The organism is Rhodoferax bucti (assembly GCF_005876985.1).
GTDB classification, from domain to species: domain Bacteria; phylum Pseudomonadota; class Gammaproteobacteria; order Burkholderiales; family Burkholderiaceae_C; genus Allorhodoferax; species Allorhodoferax bucti.
The window spans coordinates 481,810-497,720 of record NZ_VAHD01000001.1; the positions used below are offsets into that span (position 1 = coordinate 481,810).

16 protein-coding genes are annotated in these 15,911 nt (G+C 60.2%); 2 read left to right on the plus strand and 14 right to left on the minus strand.

Going from position 1 to position 15,911, the window contains the following annotated elements:
• From leuS to FDM28_RS02365, 5 genes are all read right to left on the minus strand, one after another.
• On the minus strand, nucleotides 1–2,781 hold the full coding sequence (gene leuS / locus FDM28_RS02345; protein WP_138512644.1) for a leucine--tRNA ligase: 2,781 nt from the start codon (nucleotides 2,779–2,781) through the stop codon (nucleotides 1–3).
• 74 nt (nucleotides 2,782–2,855) lie between these two features.
• On the minus strand, nucleotides 2,856–3,284 hold the full coding sequence (locus FDM28_RS02350) for an ExbD/TolR family protein (RefSeq protein WP_138512646.1): 429 nt from the start codon (nucleotides 3,282–3,284) through the stop codon (nucleotides 2,856–2,858).
• Complete coding sequence (locus tag FDM28_RS02355; protein ID WP_138512648.1) at nucleotides 3,285–3,935, minus strand: MotA/TolQ/ExbB proton channel family protein; 651 nt, start codon at nucleotides 3,933–3,935, stop codon at nucleotides 3,285–3,287.
• Nucleotides 3,932–4,735 carry a 4-hydroxy-tetrahydrodipicolinate reductase gene (dapB, locus tag FDM28_RS02360; RefSeq protein WP_138512650.1) on the minus strand — a complete coding sequence of 268 codons (804 nt, stop codon included), beginning with the start codon at nucleotides 4,733–4,735 and terminating at the stop codon, nucleotides 3,932–3,934. The genes FDM28_RS02355 and dapB overlap by 4 nt, the downstream gene beginning before the upstream one ends.
• A gap of 26 nt (nucleotides 4,736–4,761) precedes the next feature.
• On the minus strand, nucleotides 4,762–5,316 hold the full coding sequence (locus tag FDM28_RS02365; protein ID WP_240791873.1) for an outer membrane protein assembly factor BamE: 555 nt from the start codon (nucleotides 5,314–5,316) through the stop codon (nucleotides 4,762–4,764).
• Between the two features lie 83 nt (nucleotides 5,317–5,399).
• On the opposite strand from FDM28_RS02365, the gene fur reads away from it, so the two are divergent.
• A complete protein-coding gene (gene fur / locus FDM28_RS02370) occupies nucleotides 5,400–5,834 on the plus strand; it encodes a ferric iron uptake transcriptional regulator (RefSeq protein ID WP_138512654.1) in 435 nt (144 codons plus the stop codon).
• Here the strand turns inward: fur and hprK are convergent.
• The 4 genes from hprK to FDM28_RS02390 all read right to left on the minus strand — a co-directional run bounded on the left by hprK (nucleotide 5,831) and on the right by FDM28_RS02390 (nucleotide 9,067).
• Entirely contained in the window at nucleotides 5,831–6,781 is a 951-nt protein-coding gene (hprK, locus tag FDM28_RS02375; RefSeq protein ID WP_138512656.1) for an HPr(Ser) kinase/phosphatase, read from the minus strand. The genes fur and hprK overlap by 4 nt on opposite strands.
• 26 nt (nucleotides 6,782–6,807) lie before the next feature.
• Nucleotides 6,808–7,275 (minus strand): PTS sugar transporter subunit IIA, encoded by a 468-nt coding sequence (locus FDM28_RS02380; protein WP_138512658.1) that lies wholly within the window; start codon nucleotides 7,273–7,275, stop codon nucleotides 6,808–6,810.
• A 75-nt stretch (nucleotides 7,276–7,350) separates the two neighbouring features.
• Nucleotides 7,351–7,680, minus strand: a complete 330-nt coding sequence (hpf, locus tag FDM28_RS02385; protein WP_138512660.1) for a ribosome hibernation-promoting factor, HPF/YfiA family — start codon at nucleotides 7,678–7,680, stop codon at nucleotides 7,351–7,353.
• Nucleotides 7,681–7,849: 169 nt separating this feature from the next.
• Nucleotides 7,850–9,067 carry an MFS transporter gene (locus tag FDM28_RS02390; RefSeq protein ID WP_138512662.1) on the minus strand — a complete coding sequence of 406 codons (1,218 nt, stop codon included), beginning with the start codon at nucleotides 9,065–9,067 and terminating at the stop codon, nucleotides 7,850–7,852.
• Nucleotides 9,068–9,263: 196 nt separating this feature from the next.
• Between FDM28_RS02390 and FDM28_RS02395 the strand changes: the two genes are divergently transcribed.
• Nucleotides 9,264–10,253 (plus strand): magnesium and cobalt transport protein CorA, encoded by a 990-nt coding sequence (locus FDM28_RS02395; protein ID WP_138512664.1) that lies wholly within the window; start codon nucleotides 9,264–9,266, stop codon nucleotides 10,251–10,253.
• Nucleotides 10,254–10,296: 43 nt separating this feature from the next.
• Here FDM28_RS02395 and FDM28_RS02400 read toward each other — a convergent pair whose 3' ends face one another.
• The 5 genes from FDM28_RS02400 to FDM28_RS02420 form a co-directional block, all read right to left on the minus strand.
• Nucleotides 10,297–11,049 (minus strand): 5'-methylthioadenosine/adenosylhomocysteine nucleosidase, encoded by a 753-nt coding sequence (locus FDM28_RS02400; protein ID WP_138512666.1) that lies wholly within the window; start codon nucleotides 11,047–11,049, stop codon nucleotides 10,297–10,299.
• A gap of 111 nt (nucleotides 11,050–11,160) precedes the next feature.
• Nucleotides 11,161–12,834: a long-chain-fatty-acid--CoA ligase gene (locus tag FDM28_RS02405; protein WP_138512668.1), complete on the minus strand. Its 1,674-nt coding sequence runs from the start codon at nucleotides 12,832–12,834 to the stop codon at nucleotides 11,161–11,163.
• Nucleotides 12,835–12,938: 104 nt separating this feature from the next.
• On the minus strand, nucleotides 12,939–14,375 hold the full coding sequence (locus FDM28_RS02410; protein ID WP_138512670.1) for an NAD(P)(+) transhydrogenase (Re/Si-specific) subunit beta: 1,437 nt from the start codon (nucleotides 14,373–14,375) through the stop codon (nucleotides 12,939–12,941).
• Nucleotides 14,372–14,692 (minus strand): NAD(P) transhydrogenase subunit alpha part 2, encoded by a 321-nt coding sequence (locus FDM28_RS02415; RefSeq protein WP_138512672.1) that lies wholly within the window; start codon nucleotides 14,690–14,692, stop codon nucleotides 14,372–14,374. Before FDM28_RS02415 ends, FDM28_RS02410 begins: the two co-directional genes overlap by 4 nt.
• Before the next feature lie 58 nt (nucleotides 14,693–14,750).
• The gene (locus tag FDM28_RS02420) at nucleotides 14,751–15,878 is read right to left on the minus strand and encodes a Re/Si-specific NAD(P)(+) transhydrogenase subunit alpha (protein WP_138512674.1); all 1,128 of its coding nucleotides are present in this window, start codon (nucleotides 15,876–15,878) and stop codon (nucleotides 14,751–14,753) included.
• Nucleotides 15,879–15,911: the final 33 nt, after the last annotated feature.

Genomic DNA, 15,911 nt, shown 5'->3' on the forward strand with positions numbered 1-15,911 from the left:
TCAGACGACGATGTTGACCAAGCGGCCCGGCACCACGATGACCTTCTTGGCGGGCGCGCCTGCGGCATGGCTCACAAACACCTCACTGGCCAGCGCAGCGGCTTCGATGGCGGCCTTGTCAGCGCCTGCCGGCACACGCACCGCACCCCGCAGCTTGCCGTTGATTTGCAGCACCAGTTCGATCTCGTCTTGCACCAGGGCCGCCGCGTCCACCTGGGGCCAAGGCGCATCCAGCAGATCGCCCAATGCTGAGGCATAGCCCAGCTCGGACCACAAGGCGTGCGAGAGGTGTGGCGTAGCGGGGTACAGGCAACGCAGCAGGATGCCGAAACCTTCGATCAGGGCCACTTGTGCACCGGCGCTGTCCATGGCCTTGAAGCCTTCCAGCGCGTTGATCATCTTCATCGCACCCGACACCACCGTGTTGTATTGCATGCGCTGGTAATCGAAGTCCACCTGCTTGAGCACGGTGTGCATTTCCAGCCGGAGCGCCTTGGCCTCCTTGCCGAATTCCACATCATTCAGGCCCTTGGCGCCCGCCACGCTTGCGCGAGCAGCTACAGAATCCATAGCAGACAGTTTGTAGCCAAAGTTCCAGACGCGGCGCAGGAAGCGGTAGCTGCCTTCCACGGCCGAGTCGTTCCACTCCAGCGTGGCCTCGGGTGGCGAGGTGAACATGGTGTAAATGCGGGCCGTGTCTGCGCCGTACTTGGCGATCAGCTCCTGCGGGTCCACACCGTTGTTCTTGGACTTGGACATGGTGCCCACGCCCTCGTAGTCGATGGCCGTGCCCACGGGCAGCAAGCCATCGGCACTGTCGACTTCGACGATGAGCTTGGCGCCCACCACCTTGCCGGCCGCGTCATGCACATGCTCCACATCCTTGGGCCAGAAGTATTCCTTGCCGCCCTTGGCGGTGCGGCGGCTGTAGATGTGATTGAGCACCATGCCTTGGGTCAGCAGCTTGGTGAAGGGCTCGTCCACCTTCACCAGGCCCAGGTCGCGCATGACCTTGGTCCAGAAGCGGGCGTACAGCAAGTGCAGGATGGCGTGTTCGATACCCCCGATGTATTGGTCCATGCCGCTGCCGCCCTTGCCACCCAAGGCCTCGGCATTCTGGTCCCGCATCCAGTAGTCGGTACCACCCGCCACCATGGCGTCCGGATTCTTCGGATCGCAATAGCGCATGAAGTACCAGGACGAGTCCACAAAGGTGTCCATGGTGTCAGTTTCGCGGCGTGCGGGCTTGCCACACACCGGGCAGACCACGCCGGCGTGGAAGCCTTCGTGCTTGTGCAGCGGATTGCCGGAGCCATCGGGCACGCAATCCTGCGGCAGCACCACGGGCAGGTCTTTTTCAGGGACTGGCACAGCGCCGTGTTCATCGCAATGGATGATCGGGATGGGCGTGCCCCAATAGCGTTGGCGGCTCACGCCCCAGTCACGCAGGCGCCAGGTGGTTTTCTTCTCGCCCAAGCCTTGGGCAGCCAGGTCTGTAGCCACGGCATCGACCGCTGCCTTGTAGGCCAGGCCGTCGTATTTGCCGGAGTTCACCGTCACGGCGCGCTGCTTGTCGCCATACCAATCGGCCCAAGCGTCTAGCGAGAAGGTTTCGCCGTCTGCGGTGACGACCTGCTTGATCTCGATGCCGTATTTCTTGGCAAACGCAAAGTCACGCTCGTCGTGCGCAGGTACGCCCATCACGGCGCCATCGCCATAGCCCATCAACACATAGTTGCCGACCCATACCGGCACCTGGGCGCCGGTCAGCGGGTGGGTCACGAACAAGCCGGTGTTCAGGCCCTTCTTCTCTTGGGTGGCCAGCTCGGCCTCGGTGGTGCCACCGGTCTTGCACTCTTCAATGAAGGCGGCCAGTGCAGGGTTGGAGGCTGCAGCGTGCGCAGCAAGGGGGTGCTCGGGCGCCACGGCGCAGAAGGTCACACCCATCACCGTGTCCGCACGGGTGGTGAACACGTACATGCGGCCGTCGCCGATCAGCGCACCCGTCGAATCCTGGATGTCGTGGGTGAACGCGAAGCGCACGCCCTCCGACTTGCCGATCCAGTTTTCCTGCATCAGGCGCACGCGGTCGGGCCAACCGGTGAGCGTGGCCTTGTCGTTGCCCATCTGCACGTGGTCCAGCAGCTCTTGCGCGTAGTCGGTGATCTTGAGGTAGTAGCCGGGGATTTCGCGCTTCTCGACCACCGCACCGGTGCGCCAGCCCTTGCCGTCAATCACCTGCTCGTTGGCCAGCACGGTCTGGTCCACCGGGTCCCAGTTCACCACCTGGGTCTTGCGGTAGGCAATGCCTTTTTCCAGCATCTTCAGGAACAACCACTGGTTCCATTGGTAGTAATCGGGATCGCAGGTGGCGACTTCACGGCTCCAGTCGATGGCCAGGCCCATGGCCTGCATCTGACCCTTCATGTAGGCGATGTTCTCGTAGGTCCACTTGGCGGGTGGCACCTTGTTCTTGAGTGCCGCGTTTTCGGCAGGCAAGCCAAATGCATCCCAGCCCATGGGCATGAGCACGTTGTGACCGTTCATGCGCAGGTAGCGGGCAAGCATGTCGTTGATGGTGTAGTTGCGCACGTGGCCCATGTGCAGCTTGCCGCTGGGGTACGGCAGCATGGAGCAGGCGTAGAACTTCTTCTTGGGCTTGCCGTCCACGCCCACGGCGTTTTCGGTGACACGGTAGGCGGTATCGCCATTCCACAAAGGCTGTGCCCAATGGGCTTGCGCGGCTTGTTCTACGTCGAGGTGCTGGTACTTGTCTTGCATGGGGAATGGGCAGCGGTCACGCTGCCGTGAAGAGAGGCTTGGTGCGATTTTAGGCGCTGCACTGCGCGCGGGGTTCAGGGAGAGGCGGACGCCTCGGGTTCGGCCACAAATCCAATCTGGCTCAAGCCCGCTTTTTGGGCCAAACCCATGACCTCCACCACGCGGCCGTAAGGCACGGTGGAGTCAGCGCGCAGACGGACTTCGGTATTCGGGTTGCGCTTGGCAGCGTCGGCCAAAGCATTGGCCAAAGCGGGCTTGTCCATGGGCGCATCGTTCACATAGGTCTGCCCTGCAGGATCAATGGTGACCGCTATAAATTTGGGAGCGTCCGTCGCTTGCGTGCCCTGCGCCTGAGGCAAATCCACCTTCACAGCGCTCACCATCAGGGGAGCAGTGATGATGAAGATCACCAGCAACACCAGCATCACGTCAATCAGCGGCGTCATGTTGATGTCGCTCATCGGCTGCGCGCCGGACGGGCGTTCCAAGCGGCCGAATGCCATTCAGTCCGCCTTGGGGCTGCTCAGCAGCAGCTCGCGCAGGTCCAGGGCAAAGCCCTCGAGATCGGCCTCCAGACGGGCGACCAGACGGCCGAACACGTTGTAGGCCAACACAGCGGGAATCGCCACGGCCAAGCCAGCCGCTGTCATGATCAGCGCCTCGCCCACCGGGCCGGAGATTTTGTCGATGCTGACTTGCCCGCCACCGGTGATGCTGATGAGCGCATGGTAGATGCCCCATACCGTGCCCAACAGTCCCACGAAGGGGGCAGTCGATCCCACAGTAGCCAGCAATACCTGACCGGACTGTAAGCGTTGCAACACGCCGTGCAACGCGTCACGCAGGACGCGGGTGAGTTGTTGGCCCCTGTCACCGGCAGCTGCCAGCGTCCCAGCACCTTGGGTCTGCGTGGCTTGGACCAGGGGCAAGACCAGGCCCTCCCGGTCAAATGCGGGTAGCGCCGCCAAAGCGGCATTCACATCCGCCGCTTGCCAAAAGGCCGCTGTGCTGCGCGACACGTCCGTCAGCGCGCGCTGCAGCAACCAGCTTTTCCAGAAAATCACAAACCAAGCGGCGATGGACATGCAGAGCAATATCAACGCCACGGCGGTATGAACCGCATCTCCCTGGAAAAGCAGCTGTAGCGGGGTCATTTCAAATTCAGGACGTCAAACATGTCATACAGCCCCGGCGCACGACCGGCCAGGAAACGCACAGCGCGCAAGCTGCCCTGGGCATACGTGGCGCGACTCGACGACTTGTGGCTGATCTCAATCCGCTCGCCGGTGCCTGCAAATAGCACGGTGTGGTCACCCACGATATCGCCTCCGCGAATGGTGGCGAAGCCGATGCTGGAAGGGCCGCGTTCGCCAGTCACGCCGTAGCGCTCGTAGACAGCACATTCCTTCAAGTCGCGGCCCAAGGCGTCGGCAATCACTTCACCCATCTTGAGTGCGGTGCCAGAAGGCGCATCCACTTTGTGACGGTGGTGGGCTTCCACGATTTCAATGTCATAGCCGGTGGCAAGCGCCTTGGCCGCCATCTCCAGCAGCTTCAAGGTCACGTTCACCCCAACGCTCATGTTGGGCGCCATCATGATGGGGATGGACTTGGCAATCTCGGCGATTTCGGCTTTTTGCTCGTCGGTAAATCCGGTGGTTCCGATCACGGCCGCAACACCCAATTCGCGGCACACCTGCAAGTGGGCCAGCGTGCCTTCCGGGCGGGTGAAGTCAATGAGCGCCTGGCTGTTCTTCAGGCCTTCGCGCACATCTGCAGTGATCAACACACCAGTAGCTTGTCCAGAGAAGGCGCCGGCGTCCAGACCCAGGGAAGGACTGCCGGCAATATCCAGCGCGCCGGCCAGCGTGCAATCGTCTGCAGCTTGGACGGCGTCAATCAGCATCTGGCCCATGCGGCCGGAAGCGCCTGCAATGGCGATGGAATGGGTCATGGTCTAAAGAAGTGAAATAGGAAAAATCAAAGTCCGCCGGGTTCCAGCGGGGGGTAGGCAGTTGCGGATGCGGCGCTGGCCGGCGCAGGTGCCACCGGCGCCTCCGGCTTTTTAGGCGCCGGGAATTTTTTCAGCGCTTCCTCAGATGCCTTCAACGCAGGTGCAGGCCCCAACTTCACACCGGAGCGCAGAGTGGACACAAACTCAGTCTCGCTGGGCAAATCGTCCGCTTCAATGCGGCTGATCGCGTCGTTGGCAAAAAACACGGTGACCTTGCGTGCTTGTGGCTCACTGCCCTGGCGCTTGAGGGTGAACACATAGTCCCACCGGTCAGCATGAAACACGCTGGTCAACAGCGGCGTCCCCAGCACATCCTGCGCAATGGCGCGTGGCATGCCGGGGCGCAACACCGCCAGCTGCTCACGGGTCACCACATTCCCTTGGACGATATCAATCTTGTACGGGGTGACTGCCCGGGCTACCTGATCGCCGGTTGGCCCCACCGAACTGCAGGCCCCCAACGCGGCGGCAAGCAGGCCTGCAGCAACAAAACGAAGGCGATAGCGGGTGGTAAGTGGCATGAAAATTGAAGGGCGATATGATCGTGGCATTGTAGCGGTTGGCCCCTGTTGGCCTGTTTGATGACCATGCCGGGAATGTGCCGATGAGCAATATCGAAGAATTAAAAAATACGGGCCTGAAGGCCACTGTGCCCCGCCTCAAAATCCTGGAGGTTTTCCAGCGCGGCACACAACGTCACATGACTGCCGAAGACGTGTTCCGCGTGCTGCTGCAAGAACGCTCGGACGTGGGCTTGGCCACCGTCTACCGCGTGCTGACCCAGTTTGAACAAGCCAGCATTCTGAGCCGCAGCCATTTCGAGAGTGGCAAGGCCGTGTACGAGCTCAACGAAGGCCAACACCATGACCATTTGGTGTGTCTGGACTGCGGACGGGTGGAAGAGTTTTACGACGCCGAAATTGAGAAGCGCCAGCACGCAGTGGCCAAGGCCAAGGGCTTCGCCATCTCTGACCATGCATTGAGCTTATACGCCAACTGCACCAAGGGCGATTGCCCGCACCGCAACACCAACAACTAGTGGCCTTGTGCCATCGCCTTGCGGTGGCGCTCGACAAATTCCTGGTAGGTATCGATACCGCGCAGCTGGAGAATGGTGTTGCGCACGGCAGCCTCCACCAGCACCGCGATGTTGCGTCCTGCAACCACCTGAATCACCACTTTGCGCACCGGAATGCCCAGCACGTCCTGGGTAAGGGGCTCATAGGGAATGCGCTCGTACTCGCGCTCCAAGGTCTCGCGACGTACCAGATGCACAATCAGTTTGAGGCGCATTTTACGGCGCACAGCGGTTTCACCGAAGATGCCGCGAATATCCAGCAGGCCGATGCCGCGCACTTCCAGCAGGTTCTGCAACAGCTCAGGGCAGCGCCCCTCGATCGTGGTCTGGTTGATGCGGAACAAATCCACTGCGTCGTCAGCGACCAGGCCATTGCCCCGGGAAATCAACTCCAGGCCCAGCTCGCTCTTGCCCAGCCCGGACTCCCCGGTGATCAATACGCCCAGCCCCAAAATGTCCATGAACACGCCATGCATGGACAGGCGATCGGCAAAATGCTTGGACAAATACGCCCGCAGCACATCGATCACAAAGGCGGAAGACTCTTTGGTCGCAAACATGGGAATCTGCGCCCGCTCGCACATGGCCAACAAGGCCTGCGGCGCCACTTGGCCATCGGCCAACACCAGTACCGGCGGCTCCAAGGTCACGATGCGGGAAATACGGCGCGCGCAGTCTTCCGGTGTCGCATTGGTGATGTAGGTGATTTCCCGCTCGCCGAGAATTTGCACGCGATACGGGTGGATGTAATTCAGGTAGCCCACCAGATCCGCGCCAGAGCGGGCCGCCTTGATGGCAACTTCATCAAAACGGCGCTCGGAGGCACCTAAGCCTGCCACCCACTCCCAACGGAGATGCGCCCGAAACTCCTCAAAGAGAGCATCGGCACTGACAGCGGTGGGTTTCAATGCAGGACCTCAGAGCGTGCCTGCGCTCAGGCGGCGCGGGCGGATTGCCAGCCGGCAATCAAGGAGTGCAGCAAGGCGGCATCACCACAACTGGTGATTTGCTCACGCAAGCCGGAATCGCTCAAGAGCTCGGCAATTTCGGACAGGATTTCGAGGTGCTTTTGCGTTGCGGCTTCGGGCACCAGCAAGAAAATCAGCAGACTGACGGGCACGTCGTCCGGGGAGTCAAACCCGATGGGATGGACCAACTGGAACACCGCAGCCATGGGAGACTTGAGGCCCTTGATACGGCCATGCGGGATGGCAACCCCGTGACCCAGACCGGTGGAACCCAAGCGCTCGCGGGAGAACAAACTGTCGGTCACTAGGGCCCGGCTCAAGCCGTGCAGGTTTTCGAACAGCAACCCGGCCTCTTCGAAAGCACGCTTTTTACTGGTGACATCGACATGCGCAAGCACTTGCGCGGAAGGGAGGATGGACGCGAGACGGTTCATGGTACGAACGGATTATGCACATAAAAAAACCGCCCATGTCAGGGCGGTTTTTGGGTTGTTGTCCCTACTGCGGAATTACATCAACCGCTTGGGGGCCTCATGGTGGTGGTTTTGCAAACGGTCTTTGTGGCGGACCACTTGGCGATCGAGCTTGTCGACCAAGTCATCCACGGCAGCGTACAAATCTTCGTGGGCGCTTTCTGCAAACATGTCGCTGCCTTTGACATGGATGTTGCATTCCGCGCGCTGTCGTCGGTCTTTTTCCTTTTGCTTTTCAACGGTGAGCAGCACTTTAACGTCTACCACTTGATCGAAGTGGCGCATGATGCGATCGAGCTTGGTCGTGACATAACTACGCAGGGCCGGGGTAACTTCAAGGTGATGACCGCTGATCGTCAAATTCATAAATAGCCTCCAGTTGCTCTCAGGGTTGAAAAAGCCTTCTGCTTTACGGGCAGTTGGCACTCAAACTTGTTAAACGATTTGCGCTCTCTATGAATCCACTATGCGCCCGTTTGAGGGCAATTGCAAAGTCTTTTTTGTAATGCACTGCAGCAAATAATGGCTTCTTTTTTCAGGGCTTTGCACCTGCCTGGTGCAGGTTCAATTTACTCGCAACAAGCACCGCCAACACGCTGGCAACTGCACCGATCAGCGCAGAGCCCCAATAGTGTTGCACCAAGCCCGCAGCATCCCGGCTGATGATGGCGCCACCCGCCAAAGCCGCCAGCCCCATGGCCGCAGACTGCACGGAGGCATTCAAGGTCATGAACGTCCCGCGCAACGCCGGATTGGCAGCCGAAGTCAACATGGCCATGCCCGGAATCATGCGGCCGCTGCCACACACAAAAAACAGCGTCGACACCGCCAAGGCCCCCACCAAGCCCACGTTGCCTAACAAGGTGAGGCCCACCAAGGGCAACAAGAACACCAGCGCAATGGCCCGAAACGTCTGGAACTTGCCCCAGCTATCCGCCAGGCTCCCGAACCAGCGCGCGGTGATCAGGGTGCCCACGCCTCCGCACAAGTAGACATACGGCACCTGGTCCGCGCGCAGGCCGACGTTGGCCTGCATGAAGATGGTGATGTAAGGAATGACCGTGAAGCCGGAGAACATCAGCAAGGCAGAAAACACAAAGGCGCGCAAATGATTGCGATCGCGCAGCACCTCGGCAATCCGGCTCCAGGCGGACACCGCAGCGTGCGCCTGCAAGTGGCTACTCATGGCCGGAAGCGTCAGGTAAGCAAACACCGCAAACAGCACACACACCGCCGCAATCAACAAGAAGGGGATGTGCCAGCCGAAGTGGGCGGCCAAAAACAAGCCCAGCGGCACACCTGCAACGGTAGACACGGAGAACGAGGTCATCACAATGCCCATGGCGTGCCCCCGACGCTCGAAAGGAATCACATCCCCCACAATGGTTTGGCTCAACGCGGACAACACCCCACCGAATACCCCGGCGCAGACCCGCGCCAGCATCAAGGTTTCATAGGTGGGAGCCAGACCACAGGCCAGGGTGGAAAGTGCAAACAGCCCATACAGCACCAGCAGCAGGCGCTTGCGATCCACCTTGTCGATATACGTAGAGGCCAGCAAGCCAGACGCGCCCCCGGCCAAGGTGTAGGCGGACACCAGCATGCCGAACTGGGCATCGCTGATGCGGAACAGCGTTGTGAGCGCCGGCCCCAGCGGCATCATGATCATGAAATCCAGAATATGGGTGAACTGGATACCGGCCAGCGTGATCAGCAGCCAGCGCTCGCGCTGGGGACTCAATGAAATGGGCATGGATGGATAAAAGTGGGGAACCCGGAAGGCGGGCAATCACTCTATCACCCGGCGCAGTGCGATAATTTCCGCTTCTGAATTACCGGAGAACGCTCCTTGGAAACCTACCCTAGTCGGTAGCTTTCAACTCCCACCACTGCATCGGGGTTGAAAGCACCCAAACCCCGCCTGCAGCCATCTTATTTGGGAGTGAGCCATGCTCAACATCTTTACGCTCGCCAATGGCCGACTTTTTCAGGAAGAAATCGAGTCGCTTGAAGAGCTTTCCAAATTCCAGCCTATCTGGGTGGACTTGGAATCCCCCACGCTCGAAGAAAAGCGCTGGGTCAAACAGTATTACGGCTTGTCCATCCCCGACGATGCGATGGACGAGGACATCGAAGAATCTGCCCGCTTTTACGCCGAAGACAACGGCGACGTGCATATCCGCAGCGACTTTTTGATTGCGGACGACGACGAGCCCCGCACGGTGCGCGCCGCGTTCATCTTGAACCTGGTCAATGACAACCTCAAAAGCAAGGGCGTACTCTTCTCGATTCATGATGAAGACGTGCCAGTGTTCCGCCTGCTGCGCATGCGCGCACGCCGCGCACCCGGCCTGATTGAAGACGCCAAAGAAGTGCTGCTTAAGCTGTTTGACGCGGACGCCGAATACTCCGCCGACACGCTGGAAGGCATTTACGACGAGCTGGAAAAAGTCAGTAAAAAAGTGCTCTCCGGCAACGTGACGGATGCCATCGCCGGCGAAGCGCTGGGCGCCATTGCCCGCCACGAAGATTTGAGTGGCCGCATTCGCCGCAACGTGATGGACACCCGCCGCGCGGTGAGCTTCATGATGCGCAGCAAGATGCTCAATGCCGAACAGTTCGAGCAAGCGCGCCAAATTTTGCGCGACATTGACTCGCTGGACTCGCACACCGCCTTCCTGTTCGACAAGATCAACTTCTTGATGGATGCGACGGTAGGTTTCATCAACATCAACCAGAACAAGATCATCAAGATCTTCTCGGTGGCCAGCGTGGCCCTGCTCCCGCCGACACTGGTAGCCAGCGTCTATGGCATGAACCTCAAGTTCCCGGAGCTGGAGTTCTTGGGCGGCTGGAGCTACCCCTACACCGTGACGCTGATGGTCGCCAGTGCCTTGGTGCCCATGTGGTACTTTTACAAGCGCGGCTGGCTGCGTTGAGCATTATTTAGGGCTGTAACGCTCGTGGAATATGCGCGAGCAGCTATTTGTTTGATAGCAAATCAAGCATTTCCAGAACGATGGCCTTGGCATACACGCTGGCGGTTTCCTGCACAAAACGCGGGAAATCGACATGTGCGCTGTCATCGGCCCGGTCTGAGATAGTGCGCAGGGCGACAAACGGCACACCATAGTCGGCGCACACCTGCGCCACAGCCGCCCCCTCCATCTCAACCGCCATCGGATGGAAGCCAACCGCCCGCATGCCCGCCAAAAGCGCGGCGACTTCTGCCGCACTGCTGACAAAGCGGTCTCCGCTCGCAATCAGACCCTGGTGCAGCGTGGCACTGAATACGCCTGTACACAGGGCCGGCTGCACACGGCGCACCGCCTCGCAGGCCTGCGCAAGCAGCGAGGCATCGGCATCCCATACCGCGCGCCCGGTCAGAGGGATTTCATAACGGGGAAACAGCGGCGACGCATCCATGTCGTGCTGCACATACTGGCTACCCACCACCACATCTCCCACCTGCACGCCCGCACCCACGCCACCTGCCACCCCGGTAAACACCAGCTGCTGCACACCGAAATGGGCAATCAGTGCCGTGGCCGTGATAGCGGCCGCCACCTTGCCGATGCGGGAGAGCGCCAGCACCACCGGTACACCCTGCAGACGGCCACACCAAAACACCCGCCCGGCATGCACCACCCGCTGCACGTCGGTCATGCACTCCAACAGCCCTTCTTGCTCCTCGGCAAGGGCACTCAAGATGGCGATAGGAGCAGGTGGTGTCATGAGAGGTAGCAGTCATTGGAATCACCGCAAGCTTAGCAAGCGGAGCAAAACAAAAGCGGCCCGCAGGCCGCTTTTTGTAGCGTTGGAGCCCGGGTAGCTCCTTGGGCTCGCTTACTTCTCGCGCAGCTCCCGACGCAAAATTTTGCCGACCGGGGTTTTGGGCAGATCGGCACGGAACTCCACCACCTTCGGCTGCTTGTAGCCGGTCAGGTTTTCCTTGCAGAAGTTGCGCACATCTTCTTCACTGAGGTTGGGATCTTTTTTGACAATCACCAGTTTGACCGCCTCGCCGGACTTGGCATCGACCACGCCCACGCATGCGCACTCCAATACGCCCGGCATCTGGGTGACCACGTCTTCGAGCTCGGTAGGAAACACATTGAAGCCACTCACCAAAATCATGTCCTTCTTGCGATCCACGATTTTGAAGAAGCCACGGGCATCCACCACGCCGATGTCGCCGGTCTTGAAGTAGCCATCCGGCGTCATGACCTTGGCGGTCTCATCCGGACGCTGCCAATAACCGGCCATGACTTGGGGGCCCTTGATGGCAATTTCGCCACTCTGGCCTTCCGCCACTTCCACGCCGTCGTCATCCAGCAACTTCATGGAGGTGCTGGGCAAGGGCACGCCGATCGTGCCGGTGTACTCGTTGGAGGTGATGGGGTTGCAGCTCACCGTAGGCGAGGTTTCGCTGAGGCCATATCCCTCGCAAATAGGGCAACCGGTTTTCTCAAACCACAGCTTGGCCACACCGCTCTGCACCGCCGTGCCGCCGCCCACCGCCACTTTCAGGTGGCTCCAGTCCACGGTGTTGAAGTCGGGGTGATTCGCCAAACCATTGAACAAGGTGTTCACGGCAGGGAAGCTGTGGATGGTGTGCTTGGACAGCTCTTTGAGCACACCGGGAATATCGCGCGGGTTGGGGATCAGGATCAGTTTGCCGCCCGTGCGCATGGACAACATCATGCCCACCGTAAAGGCAAACACGTGGTACAGCGGCAGCGCACACACCGTGGTGGGTTGCTGCTCCGCCGGCACCTTGGCCATGGCGGGTGCGTACCAGGCCTCGGACTGCAAGGTATTGGCAATCACGTTGCGGTGCAGGAGCACCGCGCCTTTGGAGACCCCCGTGGTGCCTCCGGTGTACTGCAGCACCGCCACGTCGTCGGCCTTGATGTCCACTTTCTTGAACGGTGCCTTGGTGCCACGCGCCACCGCTTCATTGAAGCGCACTGCGTTGGGCAGGTTGAACGCGGGCACCATTTTTTTGACGTTGCGCACCACGTAGTTCACCAGCGTGCCCTTGAGCAGGCCCAGGCGATCGCCCATGGAGCAGAGCACCACATGCTTCACGGGGGTGGCTGCAATGCACTTCTCCAGGGTATGGGCGAAGTTTTCGATGATGACAATCGCTTTGGAACCAGAGTCCTTGAGCTGATGCTCCAACTCGCGCGCGGTGTACAGCGGGTTCACATTCACCACCACAAAGCCAGCCCGCAGAATGGCTGCGACTGCAATCGGATACTGGGGCACATTGGGCATCATGATGGCCACGCGGTCGCCCTTGACCAGGCCCAAGCCTTGCAAATACGCGGAGAAGGCGAGACTCAAACTGTCCGTCTGGCCGAAAGTGACATCCTTGCCCATGAAGTTGTAGGCAACCCGGCTGGCGTACTTTTGGAAACTCTCTTCCAACAACGCCACCAAAGAAGGGTATTTGGCGGGATCGATATCGGCAGGCACACCTTGTGGGTAGCTGCTGAGCCAAACGCGTTCTGTCATGTCCTGTGTCTCCGGTATTTTTCGTGTAGCCCGCTATTCTTATGCAGCGGGGCAGGCCCGCCCACGGTATTTACCTTTAGGGGGCCCACCTTAGGCAGCTGCACCTATTCGATAGCCTTGCCCATATCCTCCACCACCTTCTTGGCGTCGCCGAACACCATCATGGTCTTGTCCATGTAGAACAACTCGTTGTCCAAGCCGGCATAGCCTGCGGCCATGGAGCGTTTGTTCACGATGATGGTCTTGGCCTTGTAGGCCTCCAAGATAGGCATACCGTAAATCGGGCTGCCCTTGGTGTGGGCTGCAGGATTCACCACGTCGTTGGCTCCCAGGATGATGGCCACATCCGCTTGGCCGAATTCGCCATTGATGTCTTCCATCTCAAACACCTGGTCGTAAGGCACTTCGGCTTCGGCCAGCAGCACATTCATGTGGCCGGGCATACGGCCCGCCACCGGGTGAATGGCGTACTTGACGGTGATGCCCTTCTCGGTGAGCTTGGCAGCCAGTTCTTTCACGGCGTGCTGCGCACGGGCCACGGCCAGGCCGTAGCCGGGCACGATCACCACGGTTTCAGCATTGCCCAGCACGAAGGCGGCATCGTCCGCGCTGCCGCTCTTGACGGTGCGTTGCACCGCAGCACCCGCCGGGCCCGAAGACGCGTCGCCACCGAAACCGCCCAGAATCACATTGAAGAACGAGCGGTTCATTGCCTTGCACATGATGTAGCTCAGGATGGCGCCGCTGGAGCCCACCAGTGAGCCGGCAATGATGAGCATGCTGTTGTTCAGGCTGAAGCCAATGCCTGCTGCCGCCCAACCCGAGTAGCTGTTGAGCATGGACACCACCACCGGCATGTCGGCGCCGCCGATGGGGATGATGATGAGCACACCCATCACAAAGCCCAGCGCCAGAATCAAGGCGAAGTCCACAGGGCTCTGGGAATGCCAGAAGCCGAACACAAAGAAGACAGACGCCAGGCCCAGCACCAGATTGAGCTTGTGCTGGCCGGGGAAGGTGACCGGGGCGCCCTGGAACAGGCGGAACTTGTACTTGCCGGACAACTTGCCAAAGGCAATCACCGAGCCGCTGAAGGTCACCGCGCCAATGAACGCGCCCAAGGCCAACTCAATCCGGTTGCCACCGGGAATGGCACCGCTTTTTTCCGCAATGCTGAAGGCCCAAGGTTCGGCCACTGCAGCCACCGCAATGAATACTGCTGCCAAACCGATCATGCTGTGCATGAAGGCCACCAGCTCCGGCATCTTGGTCATCTCCACGCGCTTGGCCATCACAGTGCCGGCGGTGCCGCCTACCAGCAAGGCGCCCAGCGCCCAGGCCATGCCGGTCATGCCGTCCTGACCGAGTTGGCCTGCGAGCTTGAAAATCAGAGCGCCGGTGGTGAACACGGCCACTGCCATACCCACCATGCCGAACACATTGCCGCGGATCGAGGTGGTAGGGTGGGACAGGCCCTTGAGCGCCTGGATAAAGCAGACGCTGGCAAAGAGATACAACAGGGTAACGAGGTTCAGGCTCATTCTTTGGCTCCTGCAGTGGATGCTTTCTTTTCTTTCTTCTTGAACATTTCCAGCATGCGGCGGGTGACCATGAAGCCGCCGAACACATTGACCGCCGCCAAGGCCACGGCCAGCACGCCCATGGATTTACCCAGGGTGGTTTCTGTCAGTGCCGCAGCCAGCATGGCGCCCACGATGACGATGGCAGAAATGGCATTCGTCACGGCCATCAGCGGCGTATGCAGTGCGGGGGTCACGGTCCAGACCACGTGGTAACCCACATAGATGGCCAGCACAAAGATGATCAGGTTCAGTATGGTGGGGGAAACCATTTCCATGGTGTCGCTCCTTGAAGGGGTAAGTGAATGAAGTGGGGCGTGAGGTGAGGTGCGCGGTTTACTTGCGGCGCACTTCGCCGCCCTGCGTCACCAGGCAGGCTGCCACGATGTCGTCTTCCAGGTCCACGTGCAAGGCACCTTCCTTGTTGATGATCAACTTCAGGAAGTCCAGCACGTTGCGCGCATAGAGGGACGAGGCATCTGCCGCGACCAGCGCCGGCAGATTGGTCTCACCAATCAGCGTGACGCCGTGTTTGACAACGGTTTTGTCGGCCTCGGATAGCGGGCAGTTGCCGCCGCCGTTGGGGCCCTTGCCCGCCGCGATGTCCACAATCACCGAACCGGGTTTCATGGACTTGACCATGTCTTCGGTAATCAGCGTGGGGGCCGCACGACCGGGAATCAGCGCGGTGCTGATCACCACATCAGCCTGCGCCACGCGCTTGGCAACCTCAGCCTTCTGGCGGTCCAGCCAGCTCTGGGGCATGGGCTTGGCGTAGCCGCCCACACCGACAGCGGCTTCTTTTTCTTCATCGGTTTCGTAGGGCACGTCAATGAACTTGCCACCCAAGGATTCGACTTGCTCCTTCACGCTGGGACGCACATCCGAGGCTTCGATCACTGCGCCCAAGCGCTTGGCGGTGGCGATGGCCTGCAAACCGGCCACGCCAACGCCGAGAATGACAACGCGCGCCGCTTTGACAGTGCCGGCAGCCGTCATCAGCATGGGGAAAAAGCGTTGGTACTTATCGGCCGCCATCATCACGGCCTTGTAACCGGCGATGTTGGCCTGACTGGAGAGCACGTCCATGCTTTGTGCGCGGGTGGTGCGGGGTGCCGCTTCCAGCGCGTAGGCGTTGAGTTGGGCGGCGGCCAGGCGTTGCAGGCCTTCGGCGTCAAACGGGTTGAGCATGCCCACCACGGTGCTGTCCGGGCGCATCTGGGCGAGTTCGGCATCCACCGGCGTGCGGACCTTGAGCACCAATTCACTGCCGAATGCGCCAGCAGCGTCGGTGATTTCGGCACCGGCAGCGACATAGGCCTCGTCGGTCACGCTGGCAGCGATGCCCGCACCGGATTGAACACGCACCGTGTGGCCCTGGGATTTCAGTTTTTTGACTGTCTCCGGGGTCACGGCAACTCGGGTCTCTCCCGCCAAGGTTTCAGCGGGTACGCCTATGTGCATGGGGCACTCCTATAGAGTTGGAAAACAAGCTGT

Coding starts and splice junctions, on each gene's coding strand:
- FDM28_RS02380 (WP_138512658.1), bottom strand. CDS start 7,275: ATGAACCGTCTCGCGTCCATCCTCCCTTCCGCGCAAGTGCTTGCGCAT.
- FDM28_RS02415 (WP_138512672.1), bottom strand. CDS start 14,692: ATGGAAATGGTTTCCCCCACCATACTGAACCTGATCATCTTTGTGCTG.
- FDM28_RS02420 (WP_138512674.1), bottom strand. CDS start 15,878: ATGCACATAGGCGTACCCGCTGAAACCTTGGCGGGAGAGACCCGAGTT.
- FDM28_RS02365 (WP_240791873.1), bottom strand. CDS start 5,316: ATGCCACTTACCACCCGCTATCGCCTTCGTTTTGTTGCTGCAGGCCTG.
- dapB (WP_138512650.1), bottom strand. CDS start 4,735: ATGACCCATTCCATCGCCATTGCAGGCGCTTCCGGCCGCATGGGCCAG.
- FDM28_RS02410 (WP_138512670.1), bottom strand. CDS start 14,375: ATGAGCCTGAACCTCGTTACCCTGTTGTATCTCTTTGCCAGCGTCTGC.
- hpf (WP_138512660.1), bottom strand. CDS start 7,680: ATGAATTTGACGATCAGCGGTCATCACCTTGAAGTTACCCCGGCCCTG.
- FDM28_RS02405 (WP_138512668.1), bottom strand. CDS start 12,834: ATGACAGAACGCGTTTGGCTCAGCAGCTACCCACAAGGTGTGCCTGCC.
- leuS (WP_138512644.1), bottom strand. CDS start 2,781: ATGCAAGACAAGTACCAGCACCTCGACGTAGAACAAGCCGCGCAAGCC.
- FDM28_RS02355 (WP_138512648.1), bottom strand. CDS start 3,935: ATGACCCCGCTACAGCTGCTTTTCCAGGGAGATGCGGTTCATACCGCC.
- FDM28_RS02395 (WP_138512664.1), top strand. CDS start 9,264: ATGCTCAACATCTTTACGCTCGCCAATGGCCGACTTTTTCAGGAAGAA.
- FDM28_RS02350 (WP_138512646.1), bottom strand. CDS start 3,284: ATGGCATTCGGCCGCTTGGAACGCCCGTCCGGCGCGCAGCCGATGAGC.
- FDM28_RS02390 (WP_138512662.1), bottom strand. CDS start 9,067: ATGCCCATTTCATTGAGTCCCCAGCGCGAGCGCTGGCTGCTGATCACG.
- fur (WP_138512654.1), top strand. CDS start 5,400: ATGAGCAATATCGAAGAATTAAAAAATACGGGCCTGAAGGCCACTGTG.
- FDM28_RS02400 (WP_138512666.1), bottom strand. CDS start 11,049: ATGACACCACCTGCTCCTATCGCCATCTTGAGTGCCCTTGCCGAGGAG.